Annotated in this window: 20 protein-coding genes; 4 read left to right on the forward strand and 16 right to left on the reverse strand. The window is 37.5% G+C overall.

All coding sequences use genetic code 11. The annotated features are described in order from the left end of the window. Window position 1: 1 nt before the first annotated feature. From OB69_RS00285 to OB69_RS00335, 11 genes are all read right to left on the reverse strand, one after another. Window positions 2-1,765, reverse strand: coding sequence for an AMP-dependent synthetase/ligase (locus OB69_RS00285; protein WP_053221686.1), 1,764 nt, complete (start codon window positions 1,763-1,765; stop codon window positions 2-4). A gap of 50 nt (window positions 1,766-1,815) precedes the next feature. Beyond that, window positions 1,816-3,639 (reverse strand): tetratricopeptide repeat protein, encoded by a 1,824-nt coding sequence (locus tag OB69_RS00290; protein ID WP_185096834.1) that lies wholly within the window; start codon window positions 3,637-3,639, stop codon window positions 1,816-1,818. Window positions 3,640-4,012: 373 nt separating this feature from the next. Further along, window positions 4,013-5,644 carry an Ig-like domain-containing protein gene (locus tag OB69_RS00295; protein WP_053221688.1) on the reverse strand — a complete coding sequence of 544 codons (1,632 nt, stop codon included), beginning with the start codon at window positions 5,642-5,644 and terminating at the stop codon, window positions 4,013-4,015. Further along, a complete protein-coding gene (locus tag OB69_RS00300) occupies window positions 5,641-6,522 on the reverse strand; it encodes a class I SAM-dependent methyltransferase (RefSeq protein WP_053221689.1) in 882 nt (293 codons plus the stop codon). The genes OB69_RS00295 and OB69_RS00300 overlap by 4 nt, the downstream gene beginning before the upstream one ends. A gap of 3 nt (window positions 6,523-6,525) precedes the next feature. Then, on the reverse strand, window positions 6,526-8,391 hold the full coding sequence (gene mnmG / locus OB69_RS00305) for a tRNA uridine-5-carboxymethylaminomethyl(34) synthesis enzyme MnmG (protein WP_053221802.1): 1,866 nt from the start codon (window positions 8,389-8,391) through the stop codon (window positions 6,526-6,528). 87 nt (window positions 8,392-8,478) lie between these two features. Continuing rightward, a complete protein-coding gene (gene ybeY / locus OB69_RS00310) occupies window positions 8,479-8,907 on the reverse strand; it encodes an rRNA maturation RNase YbeY (RefSeq protein ID WP_053221690.1) in 429 nt (142 codons plus the stop codon). Then, window positions 8,907-9,308: an ATP-binding protein gene (locus OB69_RS00315; RefSeq protein ID WP_053221691.1), complete on the reverse strand. Its 402-nt coding sequence runs from the start codon at window positions 9,306-9,308 to the stop codon at window positions 8,907-8,909. The genes ybeY and OB69_RS00315 overlap by 1 nt, the downstream gene beginning before the upstream one ends. 8 nt (window positions 9,309-9,316) lie before the next feature. Beyond that, window positions 9,317-12,679 (reverse strand): DUF4175 family protein, encoded by a 3,363-nt coding sequence (locus OB69_RS00320; RefSeq protein ID WP_053221692.1) that lies wholly within the window; start codon window positions 12,677-12,679, stop codon window positions 9,317-9,319. Between the two features lie 90 nt (window positions 12,680-12,769). Further along, window positions 12,770-13,531, reverse strand: coding sequence for an exodeoxyribonuclease III (locus OB69_RS00325; RefSeq protein WP_053221693.1), 762 nt, complete (start codon window positions 13,529-13,531; stop codon window positions 12,770-12,772). Next, the gene (locus OB69_RS00330) at window positions 13,528-13,890 is read right to left on the reverse strand and encodes a hypothetical protein (protein ID WP_053221694.1); all 363 of its coding nucleotides are present in this window, start codon (window positions 13,888-13,890) and stop codon (window positions 13,528-13,530) included. Before OB69_RS00330 ends, OB69_RS00325 begins: the two co-directional genes overlap by 4 nt. After that, window positions 13,890-14,228: a carboxymuconolactone decarboxylase family protein gene (locus OB69_RS00335; RefSeq protein WP_053221695.1), complete on the reverse strand. Its 339-nt coding sequence runs from the start codon at window positions 14,226-14,228 to the stop codon at window positions 13,890-13,892. Before OB69_RS00335 ends, OB69_RS00330 begins: the two co-directional genes overlap by 1 nt. A 131-nt stretch (window positions 14,229-14,359) precedes the next feature. Between OB69_RS00335 and OB69_RS00340 the strand changes: the two genes are divergently transcribed. Beyond that, window positions 14,360-14,965, forward strand: coding sequence for a ComF family protein (locus tag OB69_RS00340; RefSeq protein ID WP_245620756.1), 606 nt, complete (start codon window positions 14,360-14,362; stop codon window positions 14,963-14,965). A 64-nt stretch (window positions 14,966-15,029) separates the two neighbouring features. On the opposite strand, the gene OB69_RS00345 is transcribed toward OB69_RS00340, so the two are convergent. After that, window positions 15,030-16,490 (reverse strand): SUMF1/EgtB/PvdO family nonheme iron enzyme, encoded by a 1,461-nt coding sequence (locus OB69_RS00345; protein WP_053221696.1) that lies wholly within the window; start codon window positions 16,488-16,490, stop codon window positions 15,030-15,032. A 325-nt stretch (window positions 16,491-16,815) separates the two neighbouring features. On the opposite strand from OB69_RS00345, the gene OB69_RS00355 reads away from it, so the two are divergent. Together OB69_RS00355 and OB69_RS00360 are read left to right on the forward strand one after the other, a co-directional pair. Continuing rightward, a complete protein-coding gene (locus tag OB69_RS00355) occupies window positions 16,816-17,955 on the forward strand; it encodes a sensor histidine kinase (protein ID WP_053221698.1) in 1,140 nt (379 codons plus the stop codon). A gap of 19 nt (window positions 17,956-17,974) precedes the next feature. Continuing rightward, complete coding sequence (locus OB69_RS00360) at window positions 17,975-18,697, forward strand: LytR/AlgR family response regulator transcription factor (RefSeq protein WP_053221699.1); 723 nt, start codon at window positions 17,975-17,977, stop codon at window positions 18,695-18,697. 63 nt (window positions 18,698-18,760) lie between these two features. Here OB69_RS00360 and mfd read toward each other — a convergent pair whose 3' ends face one another. Further along, window positions 18,761-22,111 (reverse strand): transcription-repair coupling factor, encoded by a 3,351-nt coding sequence (gene mfd / locus OB69_RS00365; protein ID WP_053221700.1) that lies wholly within the window; start codon window positions 22,109-22,111, stop codon window positions 18,761-18,763. A 132-nt stretch (window positions 22,112-22,243) separates the two neighbouring features. Here mfd and OB69_RS00370 point away from each other — a divergent pair, with 132 nt between their 5' ends. After that, the gene (locus tag OB69_RS00370; protein ID WP_053221701.1) at window positions 22,244-22,870 is read left to right on the forward strand and encodes a cytochrome c oxidase subunit 3; all 627 of its coding nucleotides are present in this window, start codon (window positions 22,244-22,246) and stop codon (window positions 22,868-22,870) included. A 65-nt stretch (window positions 22,871-22,935) separates the two neighbouring features. Here OB69_RS00370 and OB69_RS00375 read toward each other — a convergent pair whose 3' ends face one another. The 3 genes from OB69_RS00375 to OB69_RS00385 form a co-directional block, all read right to left on the reverse strand. Beyond that, on the reverse strand, window positions 22,936-24,171 hold the full coding sequence (locus OB69_RS00375; protein ID WP_053221702.1) for a hypothetical protein: 1,236 nt from the start codon (window positions 24,169-24,171) through the stop codon (window positions 22,936-22,938). Between the two features lie 223 nt (window positions 24,172-24,394). Then, window positions 24,395-25,156, reverse strand: a complete 762-nt coding sequence (locus OB69_RS00380; RefSeq protein WP_053221703.1) for a LytR/AlgR family response regulator transcription factor — start codon at window positions 25,154-25,156, stop codon at window positions 24,395-24,397. A 17-nt stretch (window positions 25,157-25,173) separates the two neighbouring features. Then, a complete protein-coding gene (locus OB69_RS00385) occupies window positions 25,174-26,193 on the reverse strand; it encodes a sensor histidine kinase (RefSeq protein WP_185096835.1) in 1,020 nt (339 codons plus the stop codon). Between the last annotated feature and the right edge of the window lies 1 nt (window position 26,194).

Genomic DNA, 26,194 nt, shown 5'->3' on the forward strand with positions numbered 1-26,194 from the left:
ATTAGACTGCGTAAATCTTCTCTATAAGATCGGCATATTTTTCTTTTATAATCCGCCTTTTAAGTTTTAACGTTGGTGTAAGCTCTCCTGAAGCTATGCCCCATTGTTCGTTTATAATCTCAAATTTCTTTACTTGTTCCCAATGACCAAAACTCTGATTGGTAGCATCTACTTCTGCTTTAAACTTATTTATGACTTCAGTATTTTTCAATAATCCGGGGTCGGTTTTATTCAAACCATGACGCTCTGCCCAAGCTCCAACTGCTTCTAAATTTGGAACAATTAAGGCCGCTGGAAATTTTCTGTTTTCACCTATCACCATTACCTGTTCTATAAGAACGGACTCTTTCAGTTTATTTTCCATTACCTGAGGGGCTATGTATTTACCTCCTGAGGTTTTAAACATTTCCTTTTTTCGGTCGGTGATTTTTAAAAAACTATCATTTGTTAATTCGCCAATATCGCCCGTATGAAACCAGCCATCCACAATTACCTCATCAGTTTTTTCTGAATCTTTGTAATAGCCCATCATTACGTTAGGTCCTTTTACTAAAACTTCTCCGTCATCGGCTATTTTAACTTGCACACCTGTAAGTAGTGGGCCAACGTAATCCAGTTTAGCCTGAATAGGGTCTGGCATACCAATACTAATGCCCGGAGATGTTTCGGTCAGTCCGTAACCTTCTAAAATTTTAATGTCTGCCGCCCAAAACACCCTTTTCAATCGGGGTTGAATTGCCGATGCTCCAACTATTATGTGTCGAACATTTCCTCCTAAAGCTGCTTGCCATTTACTGAAAATAAGTTTTCGTGCTATCTTCAGTTTAAAATCATATGCAAATCCCATTTGCTGATCTGGATTATATTTAAGACCCAAGTTTACAGCCCAAAAGAATAACTGCTTCTTGATTCCAGAAAGTGCGAAACCCTTGGCGATAATTTTATCGTAAATTTTTTCGATGAGCCTAGGAACTGTATTGAATCCATGCGGCTTAATTTCTTGCAGATTATCACTAATCGTTTCTAAGCTTTCGGCATAATGAACAGATAAGCCAAGCTGAAAATAGAAGTAAATTGCGGTTCGTTCAAAAATATGGCATAGAGGCAAAAAACTTAGTACTTTATCATGGCCTTTTTTGTATTCTGCTCTTTCTGAAACGGCAGTGGCGTTAGAAATAATGTTTTTATGATTAAGCATTACGCCTTTAGGGCGACCAGTGGTGCCAGAAGTATAAATGATAGTAACAAGATCGAGTTCGGTAATTTGGCCTTGTAGGTCAGCCATTTCCTTTTTTTGTTCGGCAGAACCATCGGCTAAAAGTGAAGACCAATGCTCTGTAAGTTTGGACTCATCAAAAATATAAATCGGTAAATCAAGATTTGCTTTTAGTGCACCGTTTTTCGCTTTAAGATAAATTTCCTCTGTAGAAACGAAGACCAATTTGGTTTCGGAGTGTTCAAAAATAAAAGCGTAATCGTCATCAGATATAGTAGGATACATAGGTACACTGATGGCACCAATTTGCTGGATGGCTACATCTGCAAAATTCCACTCTGTTCTATTTTCACTTATAATGGCTACTTTTTCTCCTGGTCGTATACCTTTATTCATCAGCCCAAACGAAAGTTGGGTTGATTTATCTATTACTTCCTGAGTAGAAAATTTTCGCCATTTGCCATTTTTTTTATCAGCTAGGCAAACATCAAGATTATACTGTTCTAACTGTTTAGGGAGCAGTTCAAAAAGGCGTGTAGCAGTGTTCATAATTATTGGCTAATGTTTATCAAGATAATAAAATCTGTGAGCAGTAAAAATTAACCAAAGTCTCCTCGCAGTTCTCTCAATCTTTTACGGGCTTCGGAAACGAAAATGCTTCCTTTATATTTTTCCAGCAATTGAAGGTAAACATCCATTGCTTTTTCTTTGTCTTTTAAGTCATCCTCTAAAATAACTCCTGTTAGAAACAGAGCGTCATCTCCTAAAATTTCAAAATAATGTGTCTGATTTATAACTCCTAAAGCGGCTAAAGCTTTATCAAAATGGCCAAGCTCTCTTTCTGTTTTTGCCATTAAAAAATATACCTCGTCAATAATTGAGTGCTTAGGATATTTTTCAATCATTTGGTTTAGAGCCACAATAGCTTCATTTTTTTGATTCTGAAAGAGTTGTAATTCAATATTGGCGTATTCTTGCATCACCACATCTGTAGAATCAAAAACGGTATTATTTTTAATTAGAATACTGAGGTTTAAGGCATCATTTGCAATTTCTCGTGATGTAGCAAGTTTTAGAATATCTAAATGACTTTGGGCAAGCTCAAACTCTCCTTTGAAGTAAGAAAGTTTCGCGCTTTTCAGTTTTGCCTCATAACCAAGGGGCTCGTCTTTAAACATTCTTTCTACTTGAGCATAGAGTAAAATTGATTCCCAAGGTTCTTCATTAAGTAGATAGATATCTGCCAAATCCATTTTTGATTCTGCAATTACCCGATGTTTACCTACTGGTTGGTTCACATTCTCTGTTAGGATTTCGATGGCTTTTGGTATTTCATTTAAATAAAAAGCATACAAATGCGCAACCCTTCTATTGGCATCAATGATATTAAAAACGTCTCTTAAGTTTTCTTTATAGGCATCATATTTCACAATTAAGCTTCTAATTGCAGTAGTATCCACAGGATAGGTTTGCTTGACCACTTCTTCATCGGCCAACAAAACATAACGTTGTGCTAAATTTTTACTCGGACTATCGGGAAACTCCGTAAGTACATAATCAAATGCCTTTTGTGCTGTTTTGTATTCTTGATTTCTGAATGCAATCAAACCCACGTTAATAATATTTTCTGCATTATTCTGAAGCCTTCTATCTAAGGCCCTAGCCTGCCGTAAGGCAGCCGCGAAATTTTTCTGCTGTAGGTGGGTCCAAACTAATAGATCGTTGTAAATAGGGTTACCTGCGTCTTTCTGAATGAAATCGTAGAGCGTTGTTTCAAGTGTATCTAAATCTTCAGGTTCTGTAAGTACTCGTTGAAATGAGTTTTTAACATAGCTCAAGTTTTGTGGCTGCGATTTTGAAAAAATGAGATATTCTAAAACCATCTCCTGCTTTTGATTCATTAACTGGTAAGCATTTGCCAATTCTAATGAAAACATTTCAGGCCGGTTCATTGCTTTTCTTCCTTGCTGATAAGTTTCTAGCGCCTTTTCTCTTAAGTTTTTTTCAAAGAATACCTGAGCTAAGAATCTTATACCATTTGTTTTCTGATTTTCTCCGGCATCCTTCGCTTGCTCAGCAATTATGTCATCAAATACTTGCTCTGACTTTCCCTCTTCTTTTTGACTTTTGTAGAGCATTCCCAAATCTACCTTATAGAAGAAGTTTTCTGGATTATCTTTAATTACACCCTTTAGGTACTTTTCCGCTTCTTTAAATTCTTCTTCGCTTAAAAGTAATTTTAAATAGTTGTCGTGTATTCTAGGAATGTTTGAGTTGTTCTTGGCTAATTTTTTATACTCAGTTAATGCCTTCTCAAACTCTCCTTGCTCGTAATATTCATTTGCAAGTGCAATGGCATCAACTTGCGAAAATGCAGCACTAGTGATAAGTATCATAAATAGAAAAAGAGCTGTCTTCCTCATAGTTGTTAACATTTTCAACACGGTAGTAATTAAATATAGTTAATTGATTAAAGATAATTATTCTCTATTAAGACTGTGGATATGTGTACAACTTGATTCCCCACATTTGTTCTTCAAATCTGTTGGTAAGTTGTATAGAGTATTTCATTTATGCACATCTTATTAACTTACAAATTACTGATTATTAGTTAGTTATTTTTTTTATGTGAATAGCGATCAATTTTGTGGATAATAATTACTGACTTTTAAAATGTGGATGGGGTTCTTAAAATTACTTGAAAGGTTACGAATTTATCCACTTGGCTTTAAGTGGGTACTGATGAATGTGGAGTAGTGTGGATTGTAGTTGGTCTATCCTCGTTCTTATTCACAGTTAATCCTTGTTATTCACAGTGTGAGAAATGTTTATATCGCCTATTTCCCAGTTCTTTTTAACGCTAATGGTTTTGCTTTTCGAAATGGGATCTGTGTAGAATATTATGGATTCTGAAGGTGTTCTTGTAAGTATATTTCCAACATCATGTATTTTATTATTGTTGGTATCGATAATCATTCTCACTTTATAATTACCTGCATCAAGGTTGTTGAAGGTGTAATTCTTAATGTTATACAGCTCACGAATTACGTTTCCTTGATTATTTAATAATTGTATGATGAAGTGAGGAGCATCTGTTGTTATGGTGCCCTGTATTAGCCCTGAGTCTTCTGATTTGGCTACTTGAAATGCTTTTTGAATGAGTGATGATGTATCTGCTTCAACACTTACAAATGCTCCTTTTTCGAAAATGGCTTGTAATTGCTCACCAGGTTCTATATAGTTGCTTGCATTTAAGGTCCAGGAAATTTCTGTTTTTGAAGTGTTCCATGTCATCAATGAATCAGGTATGGAAAATTGATTGAGACTATCTTTTTGAAGAATTACTTTCTCAGAATTATAAGCTACTATGGGTTTGTTAAAGGCTACTTTAAGATTGAAGATATTAGAAATATAAGGGCTTGATGGATATATGTCGTGCGTTAGCTTATCTCCTTCCAAGTTGGATTCGTTGAAATAGAGTTTAACAATTTGTTTCAATCTGCTGTCAATAGAATCATTTGCGTTTATGACCAAGTTGGTGGAATCACCATAAGTTTCCATGGTATTGTAAATTCTAATTTTGTCGGCACTATACAAATGATGGCTTAGAGGTATATCGCTTTCTAATTCATAAGATGTAATGGGTTTGTTGAAAGTGATATCGTAGTATTTTCCGAAATGGCGATTCGTTTTGATAGCCAAAGGAAGAACATTGAGTCTTTGTAATGAGAATGATTGTTGAGCGATATTCTCTGTTAGATTTACCGTGTCCATCAGAAAACCATAAAGCTCTTTTTCAGTATCGGCTTTAGAATTATTGTTTTTATCTACTGCTGCATACACTAAGAAATTTCCGGAAGGAAGGTTTTGGAATTTATAGTTTCCTGCCGTGTCGGTTTTTGTTAAATATAGAGCGGCTCCAGAAGTGATATTCAACGTGTCGGAAGCCGGATATAATGAAACGAGTGCCTGTTTTACTGGTTCAGATGTATATAAATTGGTTATTTTTCCTGAAATGGATAATGAGTCAATTGTTTCACCAGTTGAAAAACTGAGATAAAGGTTTTCAGGAATATTGCCTTCATTTAGGTCTACTATTGTATTTCCGAAGTTAAAGGAATAGGTAGTGTTTGCTCTCCAGGCGCTATCGAATAACAATTGGACAGTATTACGTTTGATTTTTGTCTTAAAGTTACCACCTATTGAAGGTGTAATGATCAGGTTGTTCTCAATAGATTTTGTAGTAACTGCTTCGTTGAAAACTAGTGTTACTGTTTTTTGATTGTATTGAGTTTGACCATCACTTGGGTTGGAAGTAATTAGAATGGGTGGATCTTTATCTTCAGGTCCGCCAGTTGGTGATGATATACGGGCACAACCTAGTATTGATAATAGTATGGCAGTGGAAAGAATCTGTATTCTTGTCATTTTCTGAGGATAAAGATTAAACTACTGTATTCGCCATTGCTGTTTGCTTTGCTATTGGATTTAAATCCATTTAATATTCCGCGAACTAGAGTCATAGAATTGCCCAAATATTTTTCTGAAAGCATACTTACGTAAAAAGCATCAAACACCATTGGTTCAATTTTATCAATTTTTAGGCCATGTTGTTTAGCTAATTGATTTACACTTGTTCTATCGAAATGATAAAGATGTCTGGGTACATCATAACCAGCCCAATGCTGTTTGTAGTGCTTCGCATCATATGATTTATGATTAGGAAGTGCTAATAATAATATTCCATTTGGTTTGAGTTGATTGATCAATAACCCTAACACGGAGTTAAGGTTATGTACATGTTCTAAAACATGAAATAAGGTGATTACATCGTAAGAATTATCTTTAATTGATTCTAAATTATGTAGAATCAACTTCTGAATTGATTTATTATTATGAGATAAGGCATTTTGATCTGGTTCATAGCCTTTAGATATCCAGCCCTTATTTGAAGTATAATCTATAAAATGACCAGTTCCTGAACCGTAATCTAAATGATGAATTTGTGAGGTCTGGTGGAGCTGCGATTTAATGAGTCTATATTTTTTTCCAAGCGTATATGATCTTACTAGTTTGTATAGAAGGCTAGAAAGACTTTTGGTTTTATTGGAATGCGAAATATAATCTACGGATTTATAATACGGGGCTATTTCAGCTTGTGTAGGTCTTGGGTTGATAAAGACTAAATCGCATGAAGAGCACTTCTGAAGTTGAAACTCTTCATGGCTCAAGAAATGATCATTGATTTTCAAATAGCTTTCAAACTGGGCATTTCCACAGAGTGGACATTCCTCTAATCTTTCCATTTTTTATTTACCCATATAAACCATAAGTACTGAAATATCTGCTGGTGAAACTCCACTTATTCTTGAAGCTTGCCCAATTGTAGATGGCTTTATTTTCTTGAATTTCTCTCGAGCTTCTGCAGATAAAGCACTAATGGAATCAAAGTCAAAATCGTTGTGAATAGTATGGTTTTCTAAGCTACTGATTTTATCAGCCAACTTTTCTTCTTTATCTATATAGTCTTCGTATTTGATAAGAATATCAACTTGCTCTATAACTTCATGATCATACTTTGCCAAGTAGTTTGCAAGCTCTTCATCGAATGATGGTAGATCATAGATATTGATTTGTGGCCGCTTTAACAGCTTGGCATAATTGGTTCTGTGTTCTATGATTGCTGTACCAAGTGAAGCGAGAGCTGGGTTGGCTTTATCTGGATCGATCTTCTTTTGTCGAATATCATTTAGCAGTTTCGAAACAGACTTCTTTTTCTCTTCTACATTTTTAAGTCTTTCGTCTGAGGCTAATCCAAGTTTATGACCTTTGGCCGTAAGGCGAATATCTGCATTATCTTGTCGTAAGAGTATTCTGTATTCCGCTCTAGAAGTAAACATTCTATAAGGTTCATCGGTACCTTTATTAATCAGGTCATCAATTAATACTCCGATATAGGCTTCAGACCTTCCTAAAACAAAAGGTTCTTTATCGTGTGTTTTATTATGCGCATTAATTCCAGCCATCAATCCTTGGCAAGCTGCTTCTTCGTAACCGGTGGTTCCGTTAATTTGACCAGCAAAGTACAGGTTTTGAATAAGGTTGGTTTCGAGAGTCGTACTTAACTGTGTTGGGGGAAAGTAGTCATACTCGATAGCGTAACCTGGTCTGAACATTTTGGCATTTTCAAAACCGGCTATTTTACGTATTGCCTTAAACTGTACGTCTTCTGGTAATGATGTTGAAAATCCATTGACATAGATTTCAACAGTGTCCCAACCTTCTGGTTCAACAAAGATTTGATGTCTTGTTCTTTCGGCAAAACGATTGATTTTATCTTCTATAGATGGGCAATAGCGTGGTCCTAAACCTTGAATTCTACCATTGAACATTGGCGATCTGTCGAAACCAGTCTCCAAAATTGCGTGTACTTCTGGGTTGGTATAGGTGATATAGCAACTTTTCTGTTGAAGCAATGGTGTAGTTGAAGGAGAAAAAGAGAATTTTCCAGGCACATCGTCACCCTTTTGTTCTTCCATTTTGGAATAGTCTAAAGATCGACCATCTACTCTTGGAGGTGTTCCAGTCTTCATTCTGCCTGATTCAAAGCCAAGCTGAACGAGTTGTTCAGTGATTCCTTTAGATGCTCCTTCTCCTGTTCTGCCACCACCAAATTGTTTTTCACCAATATGAATGAGGCCATTAAGAAAAGTGCCATTCGTAAGCACAACAGATTTTGATCTAATCTCAATACCCATTCCGGTGGTAATACCTACTGCAGTATTGTTTTCTACGATAATGCCAGTGACCATTTCTTGCCAAAAATCGATATTAGGATTACGCTCTAGTGCCAATCGCCATTCTTCCGCAAACCTCATTCGGTCACTTTGAGTACGTGGGCTCCACATTGCCGGACCTTTGGACTTGTTGAGCATCCTGAATTGGATCATAGATTTATCGGTAATAATTCCCGACATACCTCCAAGTGCATCTATTTCTCTTACAATTTGTCCTTTTGCTACCCCGCCCATTGCGGGATTACATGACATTTGAGCTATGGTATTCATGTTCATGGTTACTAAAAGAACCTTTGAACCCATAGTTGCAGCAGCATTTGCAGCTTCGCAACCAGCGTGGCCAGCACCAACAACTATGACATCGTATTGATTGAACATATAATTTTCTTCTTGATGTTTCACGTGGAACAGTTCTACAATGCTAGTTGATTGCGTTATAGTGTTTCACGTGGAACAGTTGATTTTTTAATTGATTTGTAAAGATAGATAAGCTTCTTCTTTTTCTCTCATGAGCTGTTGCTCTTCTTCTGTCTTGTCGTTATAACCGATGAGGTGAAGTAAGCCATGTGCGAGAACTCTTTTGAGTTCAAGTTCGAAGGATACATTTTGATCAGAGGCATTTTCTGTTACCCTGTCAATCGAGATGAAAATGTCAGATTCTATTGGGTCTTCTGGGTTATCGCGATTATCAAAAGTGATAATGTCTGTATAATAATCGTGATCTAAATACTCTTGATTGATTTTCAATAGATAATCATCTGAGCAGAAAACATAGCTAATCTCTTCTATCGAACTATTTTCGGCCTCTGCAATGCGCTGTAGCCAAGTAATTATTTGATCTTCTGATTTTAATGTGAAGTCAATGTCTTCAGAAAAGAAGTTAATATTGTCCATTAATTAAGGTAGAACGTAAGTTTAACTTCTTGTCCGTTATCATTGAAAGCAACTTCGTCAGCTAAATGCTTCATTAAGAAGATACCTCTTCCACCTGGTTTAGCTAAGTTTTCAGGTGCCGTTGGATCGGGTAAGTTGTTGATAACAAACCCTTTACCTTCATCTTTTATCATAAATGTAACCGAGGTTTCTTCCAAAATCATAGAAAGATGCACGAACTTACTTTTCTCTAATTGGTTACCATGAATAATGGCATTGTTTACCGATTCGATAACGGCAATCATGATGTTTCCGTAAAGGTCATCATCTAACTGATACTTTTCTTTGGCGTTGTCTATAAAACTTTCGACAATACGAATGTTCTCAACTAGAGAAGGAATTTCAATGCTAATAGTGTTCATGTAGAGAATTAATTCTTCTGCTTTATTTTTTTGAAATACTTATTGGTTTCTTGCTTGTAATATGGATTAAGAACAGCAGGAATAGTTTTTAATAATTCAATTTCTTTTTCCTTTGCCTTAAGGTATTCGTTTAAAGATTCTGGTACTGATATGTCATAATCAGTGGCCGTTTCTCCTTTTCTTTCTTCATCTTCACCCCTTTCGTTCATTGCGTTTTCAGCTTCTAACAAACGGGTAAGTATTTCTTGTTGTCTTTCTACAGTTTCTTCCGTCAGATTTTTATTGATAAGGTCTTCCTCATTCTTTTCCATCTGGTCAATGAGCTTATCAATTTTCTCGCCTAAATTATCTCCATCAACTCCGGTTTCAAAATTTTCAAGTGCATTTCTCAAACGTTGCTGCTCTGCTGCTAGTTTTGCTAATTCTTCAGAAAGTTGCCTTCCGGATTTTCCACTTTTCTTTAATTCACTTATTTGTTCACTAAGCTGTTTCTGGAGTTCACTTAATCCACCAGGCATTGGCTTATTCTTTTTATTGCCTTTGTTAGACGAGCTGGCCATTTGGTTTTGCATTTGCTGAACGATATCATCTAATAATAAGGCCAAATTATTAATAGAAGTCATTGTAAACTGCTGTTTTCCAGTAGCTTGATTGATTCTTTTTTCTTTCAATTCGTCCAAAGCGCCATCCATCTGTCGGTTCATTTCACTCACCTCTCTCATTACAAATGACGAGATTTGGAATACCCGCTGAGAAAGGGAAATTAGGCTATCCTGAACGATTTTAGAGTCGTCTTTAAGCTTGAGTTGCTTCTGAGTAAGATCTACAAATCTAGGGTCACTCTCGCGTATTTCACGGAAAGAATTCATCAGGTCTTCTTGATTGAAAGAAAGCGTAACAAGGTTATCTACAAGCTCTTTTAAGAACTCAAGGTTTTCTTGCTGCTGTTCCATTTCCATACCACCTTGCATTGATTCAAGGTTCTTTTTCATTTCCTTCATTTTCTCAGCTGCTTTTTGCTGAGCTTTGGTTGCGTTTTGTCTTTGCTGCGAAGGTTTACCCTTTTGTTGCTCTTCTTGTCCTTTTTCCTGTTCTTCTTTAGATTTCTCTTGGCTATTTTCTTGCTCAGATTCCTGTTGAAGTTCTTCTTGCGCTTTTTCTTGCTCTTCCTTTATTTCTTCAAATTGTTCTTTTAAGTCGCTAGGTAGGTCATCTGGGGTTTTTCTTTCTTCATTTAACTCATTTAGCTTCTCCATTTGCTCTTGAAGTTTTTCGAGGTCTTTCTTTTCTTGAGCTTGTTTTTGGCTGAGAGAATCTGAACTTGATTTTTCGTTTTGAGTTTCTTCAATCAGCTGTTCTTGGTCTTTAATGGCTTGCTCTAATTCCTTTATGTTCTGCTCCAATTTCATGTCGAATTGAAGTTTTTTGAATAATTCTAAAGTTCTTTCTATCTCCTTTTCAAGGTCGCCACCCTTGTTTTTCATCTCTTCTATTTTATCTCTGAACTCAGATATATCACCTTGTTCTTCAAGCAGTTCTCTCAATTCATCATAGAGCTTTTTGGTTTCATCATCAAGAATATCATTCATCAACTCTTGTAGTTGGTTCATTTTTTCTTGAATCTTATCGTTTTGAGGAGAGAATTGCTCTTTCTTCATGTTGTTAAGCTGATTTTCTTTCTTTAACTCCTCCAACTTCTCTGCTAGTTGATCTTTCTGCTTAAGAATATCTTGCATCAGCTTTTCATCTTGCCAATCCAATTCTTTTTTAGTTTTCAGGCGTTCATCTACCTCACTTAGTTTTTCATTAAGCTCTTTGGCCTCTTTTAAGGTTTTATCTATGTCTTTCTGAACCTTTTCTGCGGTGCGATCAATTTCTTCTTCAATTTCTTCTTTTGAAGGTATTTTGAATGAATATGTGCTTGTTTTTACAGATTTTGACCCATTAACTCCGTCATTATCAGAAACCTGTACGTAATATTTGATTTCTGCGCCAGCAGTAATTTTAGCTGAATCTAAATTGAAAACCTTATAATAACTCTGGCTATTCAAAGCTTTATTTAGTTCTAAAGGAAGTTCTTCAAAGTTTTGGTCGTCCTGATATTGGTAGAAAATAGAAAGGCGAGAAAAGCCATGGTCATCAGTAATATTTCCACCTAAAACTAAAGATTTGAATAAGACGGTATCTTGATATTGATCTAAGGTGATTTCGGGATAACGATCTTTTACTGCTTCAACTGCGAAAACAAGTGAGTCGCGGTTGAGGCTGTATTCATTCTTGAGTTGGATGGAATAACGACTAGACTTACTGATTTTTTGTTCGTAGCTGAAAGTACCGTTTGAGCTCTTTTTTGCCTTTTCATATATGTCAAGCTCTGGAAAATTGAGCTTTACTTCATCTGTATTATCGGTATCGAATTTCCATTTAATAATGGTGCCTTCGGGAACAGAAACGTTTCCAGAGTTTTCTAACTGCTCTTTTTCTCGTTTTAAATACTTCGGAAACTCAAGTTCAAGGTTGAATAACGAGAGTGAAGGTCTAGAAACAACTTCAATTTTATATTCTGACGAAGTAATACTTTCCGCTTCTAACGAAAACTTAGTATCTGCTTGAATTCTGGTGAATGTATACTGAAAGCTTTCTGGGCCTGTTTTATTGGCTTTTACCTTACGGTTATTTGTCCATACATAAAGATTTTGAGGAATAGAGCGCCCTTCAGTATTTACTTCTAATGTAAAGTTTTCGCCCTTAAAGGCTTTAAAATCGGTGTTTTTAATAGAAAAGGAAAAAGGAGCTTCAGGAAGAAACTCAGTATTATAGTTTATTATTCTTGTAGAACTTTCTGTAAGAAACTGGGGAATGAAAAGCAGTAGAATAACGATAATGGCACCTGGTCCTATCACATATCGGAGGTATTTTCGGTTGCCTTTGTAGTCTATGGCATTCACAAATGAAATTTTACCTACTTCCTTACTTTTCTGCTCTATACTGGCCAAAAGCAACTCGTTTTGTGCCATATTGAGCTTTTCTAACTGAATTATGTTTAAAAGCTTGTCTGAAATTTCTGGAAAATGGGCTCCAATTTGCTTAGAGGCCTCTTCGTTCGATAAGTGTTTTTGTGCGTTTCTTAAGTGGTATAAATTTTTACCAACAAACCAGAAGAAAGCTAATAAGCTTCCAAAAACGAAAGAAAAGAAAAGGATAGCCCTACCTCCGCCACTTAGACGTGCCGAAAACTCAAAAGCATTGGCTATAATAAAAAGGCTAAGAAAAAAGGCTAAGAACAGAATAGAGCCTTTGATCAACCGGTTAGTGTAGAACTTTTTCTTATATGCCTGAAGTTGCTGTTTTAGTAGTTGGTTAGAACTCATCTCCTGAATTTAAACTTGTAAATACTCATACGTGATTGAAACGTATTTGATTGTATAACAATTGACTAAAGGAGAAATATACGATTTAAATTATCGAATTTCTAGGAGTATCGGGCAGTGGTCAGAATGAACAGCATCGTTTAAGATAGATGCGCTCACTAATCGGTCTTGCATTTCTGCTGTGGTCATGTGATAATCTATTCTCCAGCCCTTGTTATTTGCTCTTGAGTTTGCTCTGTAGCTCCACCAAGAGTATTCGTGCGGGTTTTGATTAAAAACTCTGAAGGAATCAATAAAGCCAGCTTCTGTATATTTTGTCAGCCATTCTCTTTCTTCAGGCAAGAAGCCAGATGAGTTTTTGTTAGAAACGGGGTTGTGAATATCAATCTCTTTGTGAGCAATATTGTAATCTCCGCTTATAATTAAGTTAGGAATGGTTTTTCTTAATTCATTGGCGTACTCAAAAAAGAAGTCGAGCCATTCATATTTAAAGTCTTGGCGAATGTCTCCGCTTGTTCCACTTGGCATATAAACGCTCATAACCGAGAAATCTTCATAATCGGCTCTGATTACCCTTCCTTCAGCATCATACAAAGGGTTTCCGCAACCATGTTCCACGTGAAGCGGCTCAATTTTACTGAAAATCGCTACTCCACTGTATCCTTTTTTTTGTGCAGGCTCCCAATATAAATGGTAGCCTAAAGCCTTAAATTCAGAAGTATCTACTTGATCGGGCAATGCCTTTAGCTCTTGTAAACAAAGAATATCAGGGTTTTCGGTTTTTAGCCAACCCACAAAGTCTTTTTTCATGGCGGCCCTAATTCCGTTTACGTTATAGCTGATAATCTTCATAATTCAATTTTTAATTCAGTCTCAAAATATTCAATTACATGCATTTTGAGAAGCTTTTCTTGATCCATTAAATCGAAGTGAGGTAATGAAACATCTGTTTTTTTCCAGTGAGGCCAACCATCAGCATCAATTCCCTCTAGTTCATAAAATCCTGAAAGACTTAATACTTTGCAAATAGCAATGTGCATTAAATCTTGCTTTTCTTCCTTAGTAAAATTTTGTTTGCCGTTGCCAAGCTCTTGAACCCCAATAAGAAATAGAACCCCATTAAGATCTTTGGGCCTTTTGCCCAAAAGTTGCTCTAAATGGGTAAGCAACCTTGCCCAATTCCTCTGAAGTTCTAAATCCTTTTTATACATTATTTATTGAGCTCATCCCAAAATTCAACTGCCCTTCTAAGGTGAGGAATTACAATGGTTCCGCCAATCAAGTTTGCAATTGAAAAGACTTCGAAAACTTCTTTAGTGGTCACTCCCAATTCGTGGCATTTTCCTAAATGGTATTTGATGCAGTCGTCACACCTTAATACCATAGAGCTAGAAAGCCCGATTAGCTCTTTTACTTTTCCATCCAATGCACCAGGAGCAAAGGCATTAGTGTCTAGATTAAATAATCTTTTCAACACTGTGTTGTTCTCTTCCAAGATTTTTTCGTTCATCTTGGCGCGATAATCATTGAATTCTTCTACAATAGTCATTACCTTAATATTTCGTCAAATATAGTTTCGTTTTCTGAATGCCTAGCAAGATAAATTTAATCTTGAACGACTTTGTCGCTCTCTTTTTTCCAAACATATGTATTGGATGTAAAGGGTCGTTACCCAACGGCATGAATCATATTTGTCCTGCTTGTCAATACGATTTGCCGAAAACAAATAATTATAAGCAAGAGGTTCCGCATATTGATCAAAAGTTGGCAGGCTCTATCCAGTTCAGTCATATACTCGCTTACCTCCATTTTCAGAAAAAGGGGATTGTTCAACATATTTTACATGAACTAAAGTATAATCATAAAGAAGATATTGGCCTTATGATAGGGCGATGGTATGGTCACGATTTATTGCTGGGTGGCTTTACCAACGAGTTCGATATGATTATTCCAGTTCCGTTACACTCGTCTAAGCAAAGAAAGAGAGGTTATAACCAAAGTGAAGCTTTTGCCAAAGGGCTTTCAGAAGTATTAAAAGCAGAAGTTTGTCTTGGGCTTAGCAGGGTGGCTGCCAGTGAAACGCAAACGAGAAAGAGTAGGGTTGAGAGGCTAGAGAATGTGAAATCAATTTTTGAGATAGTAAATGCCTCGGAAATTCAGGGTAAACGGGTTCTTTTGGTGGACGATGTAATTACCACGGGTGCTACTTTGTTGGCTTGCGGAAATGTATTAATTGAAGCAGGCATAAAAGAACTCAGCTTTGCTGTAATTGCTGCTACTCGTTAATGGGCATAAAACAAAAAAGGCCGATTCCTATATAGAAACGGCCTTTTAATGCTTTTTCTTCTATTTATTCTTTACCTCCAAAAATTCCACCACCACTAGATTTCGGTTCGAAACCAATAGAAATCATGGCACATCTAAAACCAATGGTATTGGTGGCTTTATCTTGATCTAAAAATCTTCTTGTTCCTGGTGACATCCAGTAAGCTACATCTTTCCAAGAACCGCCTTTGTATACTTTGGCTCTGTCGTTAATTAATGATCTGAAGTCGGTTCTATCTCCATCCCAACCGTAAAGTTGTTCTCCGTCAGCAGTACCATCTTTTCTAACTGGGTTTAGATCGTCAACTGCTTGGAATGAAAGTGGTCGGTAGGTATCGTTTACCCACTCGCTTACGTTACCTGCCATGTTGAATAAACCGAAGTCGTTTGGCTCATATCCTCCCACTGGGCGTGGAATTACATCTCCGTCATTATTAATATTTCCGGCAATACCAGCATAATCGCCTCGGCCTCTTTTAAAGTTGGCCAAAAGCTCACCTCGTTTTTTACCGTATGGATTTCTTACTCCCCTTCCATCCCAAGGGTAAATTCTACCATACTCTTCGTTTTCATCTAGGTATTGAGTTCCAATAGTCGCTTTAGCAGCATATTCCCATTCGGCTTCATTTGGTAGCCTAAATTCAGGTAGGTAAATACCTCTTTCGATAAATAATTTTTTGTTGGCGTTGATAAAAGCGATTTGATCTTGCTGAAGATCATCTAATTCTTGTGGTGTAATTTGACCACCGCCCGTTGAGCTATTTCCTCCAGCACTTCCAAGAATTTGAAGTGTACCATCTGGATCGTAAAATTCTAATTTATAAGCATCTGGAAGGTCTTCGAACGGTAATTGACTGATAGTAATGTAATTAACAAAATCAGTTCTCCATTTACAGTAGTCTACAGCCTGTCTCCAAGTAACTCCAACAACTGGGTGATTATTGTAGCCTGGGTTGCTGTAATAGTTTTCGCTATATACATCGTTGAAAGAAAAATCACTAGACCAAACACTGTCGTTTGGAATTAGATCTTTCATGGTCTGTCCGTTATGCGAAGTAGTTGGCGGAAGAAATGGGTTAGCAGGATCATCCACTATTTCAATATCCTTGCCTAAGCTTAGTGGTATAGGGTTGAATTGGTAAAAAACATATTCTTTCCAATCCTTGTTTGTCACTTCAGTTTCGTCCATATAGAAAGAATTCACTGTTACGGTTCTTTCTATGTTGTCTCTGGTGCCTAACAAATCTTCTTCAAAAGAACCTAAAACGGTTCTACCTCCTTGAATATAAACCATTCCTGGAGGGTTAGGTAAGTTTTTTGTATCGAATGGGGTAAAACTGAGGGTGTCTTTTGAGTTACCATAAGCCATACCAGTTGTAGAACTCACTCCTCCTTTGTTTTTATTAAAAAGGAAGCAAGAAGATAATAATGAGGTTGACAGTAATATAAATACTGAAACCTTCAAAAACCCAGCTGTATTTTTCATGTTAGTGTTTTTATTCAGACCTTTTAGGTGAATTAAGGGGGCTAATATACACTTATCCCTTATGTTTAACAAAGGTGTAATTCACTCATTGTTATGCCTAAACGATGGTTCTAATTACATATTTTACAATTCAGCATCAAAATGCGAGATTGAAAATAATACAAAGGCTGAAAAGACAGTGTATAATTAACCATTATTTAATCCGAACAGGTAGAAGGTTGAGTCTTTCTATTTCTGATCAGGCTTATTTTATGGTTAATCCGAATATTAAACCTTTTAGTAAAATGATCGGAGAGGTGTTGAATAAATATATTTGCTTTAGGTTATGAAAAAGAATCAGCTGTATTGGATGCTCCAAATTGGAGGTTGGGGCGGGCTCCATATAACCAGCTTTTTGGCCATTGCTTTTATTCTGCCTTTTTGGGCCTCTATCATTTCTACCATAGTCAGTGTTCTTTGTGCTGTTCTTATTAGCCATTTGTACAGGCTTTACGCAAAAAAGAGAAAGTGGAAAGACTTAAAAATTGTAAAGCTTATTCCTCGCGTATTTTTTAGTAGCATTATTCAGGGGGCACTTTTGGCCATTCTTACCTTTTTGGTTGCTATTGGTTCTGTTGTGTTATTGATCAAGGTAGATCCCAATTTAATGGATCATTTTACAGGACTTTCTAAAATGGAAGGCGTAGATGAAGCAACGCTCGAAAAATTAAGAGAGGTAAATCGTGGAATATTTACCCCCAGCACCCTAATTATAATGGCGGTGAGCTTTATTGGCAGCTATTCAGTATATTTTATTAGTTGGTCGTCTATCTATTTTGCTTACCAGTTTCTTCAGAAGAATAGAGAGGTTGAAATTGAAAAATGGAAACTTCAGGCTACGGTGAAAGATGCCGAATTGAGTGCCTTGAAATCTCAGATCAATCCGCACTTTATATTTAATAGTCTCAATAATATTCGATCATTGGTGGTAGAAGATGCCGAAAAAGCCAGAGATTCAATTACGCACCTTTCTGATCTTTTAAGATTTTCCATTCAATTCGATCATTATGAAAAAGTGAGCCTTGAGAAAGAAATGGAAGTTGTGGCTCATTATTTAAACCTAGAGTCTATTCAGCTGGAAGACCGGCTGAGGTATCAGTTTTTGATTGATAGTGAAAGTAAAGATGTGGTTGTTCCGCCAATGATTATTCAAACCTTGGTTGAAAACGCTATTAAACATTGTATCAATAATTTACCTGAAGGAGGAGAAATCATAGTGGAGTCAAAAATGACAAATAACTTCCTAAGTATTTTTGTGAAAAACACAGGCCAACTGAAAGGGCCAAATGGTACTAAGCGAAAAGGAATTGGAATTGGAAACGCGAGAGAAAGACTACGCTTGCTTTATGGAGATAAAGCTTCTTTAAATATTGAAAATATGAATGAGCACATGGTCTGTGCAACGGTCAAAATCCCTTTAAATTAAAACCTCAAAATTAAGCGATATGAAAACTTTAGTAATAGACGATTCAAGACTTGCCAGAAACGAATTAAAAAGGCTACTCAAAGAGTTTGACAATGTTCAGGTTGTTGGAGAAGCGGCAAGTGTTGATGAAGCAATTGAAAAAATCACCGAACTAAAGCCCGACTTAATTTTCTTGGATATTCAAATGCCAGGCAAAACAGGTTTTGATTTACTTGAGGAGCTCGAAATTGTGCCAGAGGTAATTTTTTCTACGGCTTATGATGAATATGCGCTCAAAGCTTTTGAATACAACGCACTTGATTATTTGGTAAAGCCTGTACAGAAAGATCGGTTGGCCGGAGCCATTTCTAAGGTGATTGAAAAAGTAGAGAAAAAGGAAAGAGATAAAGAAAGCGGTAGCGATAAGCTTACCATTCACGATCAGGTTTTTGTAAAAGATGGCGAGAAATGCTGGTTCGTTCAGTTGGCCGATATCCGCCTTTTTGAGGTAAGCGGAAACTACACCACCGTGTATTTCGACAAATCGAAACCGATGATTACGCGAACACTCAACTATTTAGAATCAAGGCTAGACGAGAAAACCTTCTTTAGGGCCAATCGTCAACAAATCATCAATTTAAAATGGATCGAAAGAATTGAACCTTGGTTTAGTGGTAGCTTAAGAATATATATGAAAGGGGGCGAAGAAATAGATGTTTCGCGTAGGCAAACCCTTAAGTTTAAAGATATTATGAGCTTCTAGTTTTTGCTACTAATCATATTCAAACGCTCCAAATATAAACTTTGGAGCGTTTTTCTTTTTAACCTAAGCGCTCATATTTTGTAAAACCTCTATTGCTTTTCCGATAGAAAGCACCTCGTCAATTCGTAGAATCAAACGGGTTTTGTGTTCTTTCATATGGCAACTTTTTGGGTGCGATTGAACATAGGCAATTACTTTTCCGAAGGCAGCCGATTGGAAATAGCGCTCATTGTCAGAAGGTAAAAAGTAGCATTTCATCGATTCGTTTTTGATAACCACTTTTTCAAAACCCAGATTTTCAGCCAACCAACGTAGCCTCACCGTTTCGATTAAATCTAAAACAGGTACTGGAATAGGCCCAAAACGATCCTTAATACTGGCCGTAAACTTGGCCAGTCCTTCTTCATTCTTAATGTTATCAATTTTAGAGTAGAGGCCAAGTCGTTCCGAAATATTAGAAACGTAGGTTTCCGGAATTAGAATTTCCAAATCGGTTTCAATCGAAGTATCTACCTTAACTGCTTCAGCCGCTTCTTTTACCAAATCTTTGTAGAAGAGGTCTTTGAATTCCGTTTCCTTCAATTCTTGAACGGCTTCGTCCAGAATTTTGTGGTACATCTCAAAACCCAAATCGGTAATGAAACCGGTTTGTTCGGCTCCTAATAAATTACCTGCTCCGCGAATATCTAAATCGCGCATGGCCACTTTAAAGCCATCGCCTAAATCAGAGAATTCTTCCAAAGCGCTCAAACGTTTTCTGGAATCGGAACTAAGCCCGATAGACGGAGGGGTTAATAAGTAACAGAAGGCCTTTCGGTTAGAGCGGCCCACACGTCCGCGCATTTGGTGTAAGTCGGAAAGCCCAAACATGTGTGCATGATTAATGATAATCGTATTGGCGTTTGGAATATCTAGGCCAGATTCAATGATATTGGTAGAAATCAGCACATCGTATTCGCCCTCAATGAATTTTACCATGCGCTTTTCAAGCACACTTCCTTCCATTTGGCCATGCGCCACACCAATTCGGGCATCGGGCACAAGCTTCAGAATAATATTTCCTACCTGAACAATGTCTTTAATTCGGTTATGCACAAAGAAAACCTGACCTCCACGCCTTAACTCAAAACTGATGGCATCGCGAATAATGGTTTCGTCAAAAGTGTGAATTTCCGTAGTAACAGGCTGACGGTTTGGAGGAGGCGTAGCAATTACGCTCAAATCTCTGGCGCCCATTAAAGAGAAATGCAAAGTTCTAGGAATTGGCGTAGCTGTGAGGGTAAGCACATCCACATCTACTTTAAACTCTTTTAGTTTATCTTTTACCCGTACCCCAAATTTCTGCTCTTCATCAATAATTAGAAGGCCTAAGTCTTTGAACTGAACATCCTTATTTACGATTCTGTGCGTACCGACCAATATTTCGGTTTTTCCTTCTTTTACACGCTGAAGGGTTTCTTTAATTTCTTTGGCGGTTTTAAATCGGTTGATGTACTCTACATTCACTGGAAAATTTTCTAGCCTTTCAGCGAAAGTACGGTAGTGCTGCATGGCCAAAATGGTGGTAGGCACCAAAACCGCTACTTGTTTTCCGTTGGCGCAAGCTTTAAAAGCTGCACGAATAGCGACTTCGGTTTTACCAAAACCCACATCGCCACAAACCAATCGGTCCATGGGATGAGGCAATTCCATGTCGGCTTTAACATCTTCGGTGGCCTTGGCTTGATCAGGAGTGTCTTCATAAATAAAAGAGGATTCTAATTCGGCTTGCATAAAACCGTCTGGCTGAAAAGCAAAACCGCTGGCTCCCTTCCTTTTCGCGTAAAGCGCAATCAGGTCTTTGGCAATGTCTTTAACCTTCTTCTTAACCTTCGATTTCTTGGTTTCCCATTCAGGAGAGCCCAATTTACTCATGGTAGGCGGTGTGCCTTCTTTGCCTGAATATTTTGAAATTTTATGAAGGGCATGGAGACTGACATAAAGCAAATCGTCATCGCGATAGACCAAACGAATGGATTCTTGCTGATTTCCATTCACTTCCACTTTTTCCATTCCCGCAAAACGCCCTACGCCATAATCAATGTGGGTAACGTAATCTCCTGGGTGCAAAGAGCGCAGTTCTTTGAGCGTTAAAGCCTTTGATTTACTATGCTTTGTACGGCTTTTGTATTTGTGAAATCTATCGAAAAGCTGATGGTCTGTATAGCAGAGCATCTGGAGCGTTTTGTCTATAAACCCTTGTCTGAGGCCTATATTGAGGGGTTGAATTTTGATGATAGGGTTCAACTCCGTGAAGATTTTTTCTAATCGGCCAATTTGAGTTTCAGATTCCGCAGAAATTAAAAGTGTATGATTCTTCATTTGCCAACCGGCAAGGTTATCGGCAATTAGATCGAAATTTTTGTTGAAGGATTGCTGTACTTCTGCTTCGAAGCGATATTCGAAACCAGATTTTTTGGTAAAGCGATTTCCAAATTCGATTTGAGCAAGACTAGCGATTCCCTTTTTAAATGATTTTTGAGTCTCGAAAAGGGCATCTGGGCTAAGAACCACTTGGGCATCGGTAACAGAAAGCACTTCGTCAAAATTAGCCGAAGCCTTTTCGAAGTATTTTTCGATCGTGTCTAAGGTTTGTTGGTAATCCTTAAACCAGATTTTGGTGTTGTTCGGAATAAAATCTAAAAACGATTGTCTTACTTCTTGCAACAGTCGGGTTTGAATATTCGGAATGATGTTGATGTGTTTTACGCTCTCCTGACTGAGTTGAGAAACGGGATCGAAAGTTCTAATGCTTTCTACTTCGTTGCCAAAAAGCTCGATTCTGTAGGGCAAATCGTGAGCGTAAGAATAAACATCTACAATACCGCCTCGCACCGAAAACTGGCCTGCTTCGTACACAAAATCGGTTTTCTCGAAATCGTAGGTCATCAGCAGTTCTGCTAAAAACTCCACATCAATTTCTTCCCCCACTTTGGTAGAAAAGGTATTGGTGGCTAGGGCCTTTTTGTTAATCACCTTTTCTGTAAGCGCTTCGGGATAAGTAACAATGATTTCACCTGTGGAAGCCTTATGGTTAATCCTGTTTAGGATTTCGGCACGCATGAGAATGTTGGCATTTTCAGTTTCATCAAACTGATAAGGCCTTTTGTAGGAAGTAGGGAAAAGCAAAACCTCTTTTTCACCTACCAAATTCTGCATATCGTTATGAAAATAAGCAGCTTCTTCTTTATCGTGCATTACAAAAAGGCAAGTTTGCTTATTGTGCTGATATACGGCAGCCGCCACAACGGCATCTAAACTACCCACCAATCCCTTAAGCTGAATACTATTTCCCTCATTGGGCTTGATTCGCTCGGCAATGGTTTGAATGATAGGGTCTTCCCTATAAATCTTTATGAAGTCTTTTACTTTCAAGGTTCTTGCTAAAAAGAGGGGGCAAATGTAAATAATTCTGAAGCCATTCGTGGCAAAAGAGTGTAAGCAATCAATAAATTAACCGACATTTAACCCAACTCTTTAATTGCTTTTATTGTTAGAGCATTTGTAGTGAAAAAAGAAAAAGTTAGAATCGGCTTAAGGCGCGAAGCCTTTAATAAAATGGAGCAGATGCATCCGCATCAACTAATGCTCTATGTAGCTTTGATTGGTAGCTCTGTGCTTTTCCTCTTTTTAGTGGTTGCTTTTACAGCTAGCAGACCGATTCATAGTGATTTTCTTAAAGTTGAATTTCCTAAATTCTTTGTGGTAAGTACGGTACTGATGCTTCTTTCGAGTTTTTCGGTGTCCAAAATTATTCCTGCTTATGAAAAAGACGAGCTGGAAGAACTGAAAAAATGGCTGGGCATTACCTTTTTACTAGGTTTGGCTTTTGCCACTTCTCAGTTTTTAGGCTGGCGCGAACTACAAGAAAATCAGATTCTTTTTAGCGGAGTACGCTCTGGCGCTTATCTCTATGTAATTACTGGCTTACACGTAATACATGTGTTGGCTATTTTACTTTACGCGGTTCGATTGCTGGTAAAGTGTAATAAAGTTTCGTTGGATGCTGTGCAAAGTTTGATTTACTGCACGAATCCCTACCAAAAAATTAGGTTCAAAATGCTCACAGACTTTTGGCATTTTGTGGATGTACTTTGGATTTTGCTCTTCTTTTATTTGCTGTTTAGCTTTTAAAAAAATAAGGCCACAACGTAGTTGCAGCCTTCAAATTGACCTGAATATGTTTTTGACTTTTGGGCTTACTTAAAATTAATCTGCTTAATGTTCGCGTATTTCACATAAGTGGGCTTTCCGCTTGAATTGAAAACCAAAACGCCTTCATTTTCATCACTTACATCTCTACCCGAACCAAGGGTTAATTCTTTACCGCTTTTCAACACAATTCTTGCGTTATCGTAATTTCTTGGGCTGAAGGATTTGATATTTTCAATTGGAATAAAGTATTCAATGTCATCATCTTCCCCTTGAATAATCTCAAAGTTGTATTCTTCATCTAGATCAAAAATGATCTCACCAGAAAGCGTTTCTCCTTTGGTAGTTTCTACGGTTCCAGAGATTTTCTTCACTTCGTAATCAGAATATGCTTTTCCGGAATTTGGTGCATTTGTGAATTCAACACGCTTAAATTCTTTCCATGGAATATCTACTCTACCGAAATCGGTGCTCACGATAATCCCACCATTCGAATTGTCTACATCATTCGAACCTCTCAAATAAAGCTCTCTTCCTGATTTGGTCACCACATTACTACCAGAACGATCTCTTTCAATGGATTTAATATTACCGAATTCAATTTTCATGTCACCATCACGGGTATCGCCATCGAGTACATTTGTGGTATATCTTTCATCATGATCCCACTGAACAAACCCAGTAATTGAACCCCCGTAATATTCAACCGTTCCGTAGATAGGGTCACCTATTTTGTTTGCGAGCTTACTTGGTGTATCCATAAATTCAATGGTTTCAATTCTACTCCAGTTGAATTTCATGCTTCCCAACTCTTGATCAAGAATGGTGATTGTTCCACCCATATCGTCTGATCCGTCTTTAACAAAAACTCTATCCCCATTGCGAAGTGTTAACTCTACTTCGGAACGTCTGTTAATATCTATTCTAGAAATGTTGCCAAATTCAGTTCTGAATTCATGCGTAGTTTCCCAGCTGTTATTGCCCCAACTAATGCTAAAGCTGCCCCAGCTGCTGTTTCTCCTTCTTTGTTCGTCCCTTAAATCGTTTCTTTCTTCTCTTGTCAGGTGACGGTAATTGTCGTTTTCTTCCTTATTTCCATTAAAATGGTCTGTCCAATAGCCTTCTCCGCGATCGCCCCAGCGCATTTGACCTGTGTAGCTGTTGCCATCAATGGTGGTGAGTTTTCCGTAGATGAATCCTTCATCTTGTGCATTGGCCGAAAGAAATGGAGCCGTAATGAGCCCGAGAAAAAGGGCAGATTTTGAAATAATTGATTTAATCATGGTTGTGTTGTTTGAGTTTTATTCTTTTTGACGAATCAAAGATGCAGAATGACATCTTGCCAAAAAATACGGATTGGCTCTACCAAGTTATTCTTTATCCGAAACGGGAGGAGACCTTACTGAACTGGAAATGATGGTTGAACTCTCCAAAAGCTTTGATTCTAGATCCTGAGAAAATGATAGCCATTAGGGAATTATGACACCAACTTTTGGAGAGGTGTTTTTAGTTATCTAACCACTGTTTGAAAAGCGGTGTCTTTTCCGAACTCACCACAATGTCTTCATCAATTTCTGGGCTAAGGCTCAGTTTTACTCGGCCTTTGAAGTAAGGGTGAATGTCGCTAACGGCATCGAAATGCACCAAAAATTTACGGTTCACCCTAAAGAACTGCTTTGGATTTAGCATTTGATCTACTTCTTCTAGGGTATTATCGATAATGTACTTTTGCTTTTCAAAAGTGACGATATAGGTAAGCTTATCGTGGGTATAGAAATAGGCGATTTTTTCTGTAGGAATGGCGCGAATCCGCTGACCAATTTTGGTGAGGAATCGTGATTTATATTCTTTGTTCTGTTCGTTAATTAGCGCTTTGATTTGGCTAAGGTCAAATGCTAGAGAAGTGGAAATCGCGGATTGCTCTTCAATTTTTTCTAGCGCATTGGCCAGCTTTTCGCGCTGAATGGGTTTGAGCAAGTAATCCACACTATTTACCTCAAATGCTTTAATCGCATATTGATTGTATGCTGTTGTAAAGATTACTTTACATTTTGGTTTGTGCTGTTCAAAAATTTCAAAGCTCGTTCCGTCAAGCAACTGAATGTCGCTGACAATGAAGTTGGGGTCTTCATTATTTTCGAACCAAAGCAAACCAGCCTCTACGGACCTGATGGTGGCTACGATTTCCAGTTCCGGTTTGAGTTCTTTTAGCAGTTCAATTAACCTTTCCGATGCCAGCCTTTCGTCTTCAATAATCAGTACTTTCATTCGCTTAGCTTTTACGGTTAAATTTCAGAAATATTGATGAGAGGAACACGAACGATGAACGAGTTTGGGTTCTTAATTACCTCAACGGGCTTTGTAGTAAAGTAGGAATACCTACGCTTAATATTTTCTAAACCAGTTTGCCCACTGTTCGGCAATTCAACTTTCTTTTCCTGCAGGTTATTTTTTACTGAGATAAAGCCGTTCTGACTTTCAACGTGAATTTTTAGTGGACGTATTTCAGAAACGGTATTGTGCTTAATGGCATTCTCAATGAGCATTTGCAGGGTGAGTGGAGGCAAGTATAAAGCTTCGTCTTTTTTATCTATGGCCATGCTCAGTTGAATGGTGTCTTCAAACCGAATTTCTAACAAATACATATAAGCGCTAATGAAACTGAGTTCCTGTTTCAACTCCACCAATTCTTCGGAACTACTTTGAAGAATAATGCGATAGACTTCGGCAAATTTTTCCAGATAAGCCTGTGATTGCTTTTGGTCTTTGGAAATGAGCGAAGAAAGAATGTTGAGGTTATTGAAAAGGAAATGCGGATCTAAGTGATTTTTTAAAGCGTTAAGCTCTGCTTTGATCGATTCTTTCTGAAATTCTTCCGAAGCCAATTGAGCATTTTTCCAGCGTTTCAAAAACTGAATTCCAAAATTGATTGAAATGATGGGCAACAGAATCAAAATGGATAAGGCATTTATGGTCGCAATTTGACTTCTAACAGGTGGGTCTTCTGTGAGGGTAATCTTGAACAGAAAATAACTTATGTTGATGATGATTAAAGAAACCAATACGCCAATACCCAATTGGGAGTAAAAGCGCTTATTACCGTGGGTAAGCCAAGGAAGCTTTCTATCTAATGAAATTGTTAAGGCGCGGTTGGCTAGGAGAATCAAGAGTAAAACCGCAACAATTAGCCCTGCTGTCAGGTAAAGTTCGCGGGGTGCTGAAGTGGCGTATAGAAAAATAAAAACACCCACCACCAAACTGATGGCAATACTGTTTTGGATGATTTGACTACGACTAAATTTCAAG

The sequence above is a fragment of the Roseivirga seohaensis subsp. aquiponti genome (assembly GCF_001267955.1).
Lineage (GTDB): Bacteria > Bacteroidota > Bacteroidia > Cytophagales > Cyclobacteriaceae > Roseivirga > Roseivirga seohaensis.

Bases quoted from the DNA above. Each gene is read 5' to 3' on its own strand.
- OB69_RS00285 (WP_053221686.1), bottom strand. From the start codon at position 1,765: ATGAACACTGCTACACGCCTTTTTGAACTGCTCCCTAAACAGTTAGAA.
- OB69_RS00290 (WP_185096834.1), bottom strand. From the start codon at position 3,639: ATGAGGAAGACAGCTCTTTTTCTATTTATGATACTTATCACTAGTGCT.
- OB69_RS00295 (WP_053221688.1), bottom strand. From the start codon at position 5,644: ATGACAAGAATACAGATTCTTTCCACTGCCATACTATTATCAATACTA.
- OB69_RS00300 (WP_053221689.1), bottom strand. From the start codon at position 6,522: ATGGAAAGATTAGAGGAATGTCCACTCTGTGGAAATGCCCAGTTTGAA.
- mnmG (WP_053221802.1), bottom strand. From the start codon at position 8,391: ATGTTCAATCAATACGATGTCATAGTTGTTGGTGCTGGCCACGCTGGT.
- ybeY (WP_053221690.1), bottom strand. From the start codon at position 8,907: ATGGACAATATTAACTTCTTTTCTGAAGACATTGACTTCACATTAAAA.
- OB69_RS00315 (WP_053221691.1), bottom strand. From the start codon at position 9,308: ATGAACACTATTAGCATTGAAATTCCTTCTCTAGTTGAGAACATTCGT.
- OB69_RS00320 (WP_053221692.1), bottom strand. From the start codon at position 12,679: ATGAGTTCTAACCAACTACTAAAACAGCAACTTCAGGCATATAAGAAA.
- OB69_RS00325 (WP_053221693.1), bottom strand. From the start codon at position 13,531: ATGAAGATTATCAGCTATAACGTAAACGGAATTAGGGCCGCCATGAAA.
- OB69_RS00330 (WP_053221694.1), bottom strand. From the start codon at position 13,890: ATGTATAAAAAGGATTTAGAACTTCAGAGGAATTGGGCAAGGTTGCTT.
- OB69_RS00335 (WP_053221695.1), bottom strand. From the start codon at position 14,228: ATGACTATTGTAGAAGAATTCAATGATTATCGCGCCAAGATGAACGAA.
- OB69_RS00340 (WP_245620756.1), top strand. From the start codon at position 14,360: ATGAATCATATTTGTCCTGCTTGTCAATACGATTTGCCGAAAACAAAT.
- OB69_RS00345 (WP_053221696.1), bottom strand. From the start codon at position 16,490: ATGAAAAATACAGCTGGGTTTTTGAAGGTTTCAGTATTTATATTACTG.
- OB69_RS00355 (WP_053221698.1), top strand. From the start codon at position 16,816: ATGAAAAAGAATCAGCTGTATTGGATGCTCCAAATTGGAGGTTGGGGC.
- OB69_RS00360 (WP_053221699.1), top strand. From the start codon at position 17,975: ATGAAAACTTTAGTAATAGACGATTCAAGACTTGCCAGAAACGAATTA.
- OB69_RS00375 (WP_053221702.1), bottom strand. From the start codon at position 24,171: ATGATTAAATCAATTATTTCAAAATCTGCCCTTTTTCTCGGGCTCATT.
- OB69_RS00380 (WP_053221703.1), bottom strand. From the start codon at position 25,156: ATGAAAGTACTGATTATTGAAGACGAAAGGCTGGCATCGGAAAGGTTA.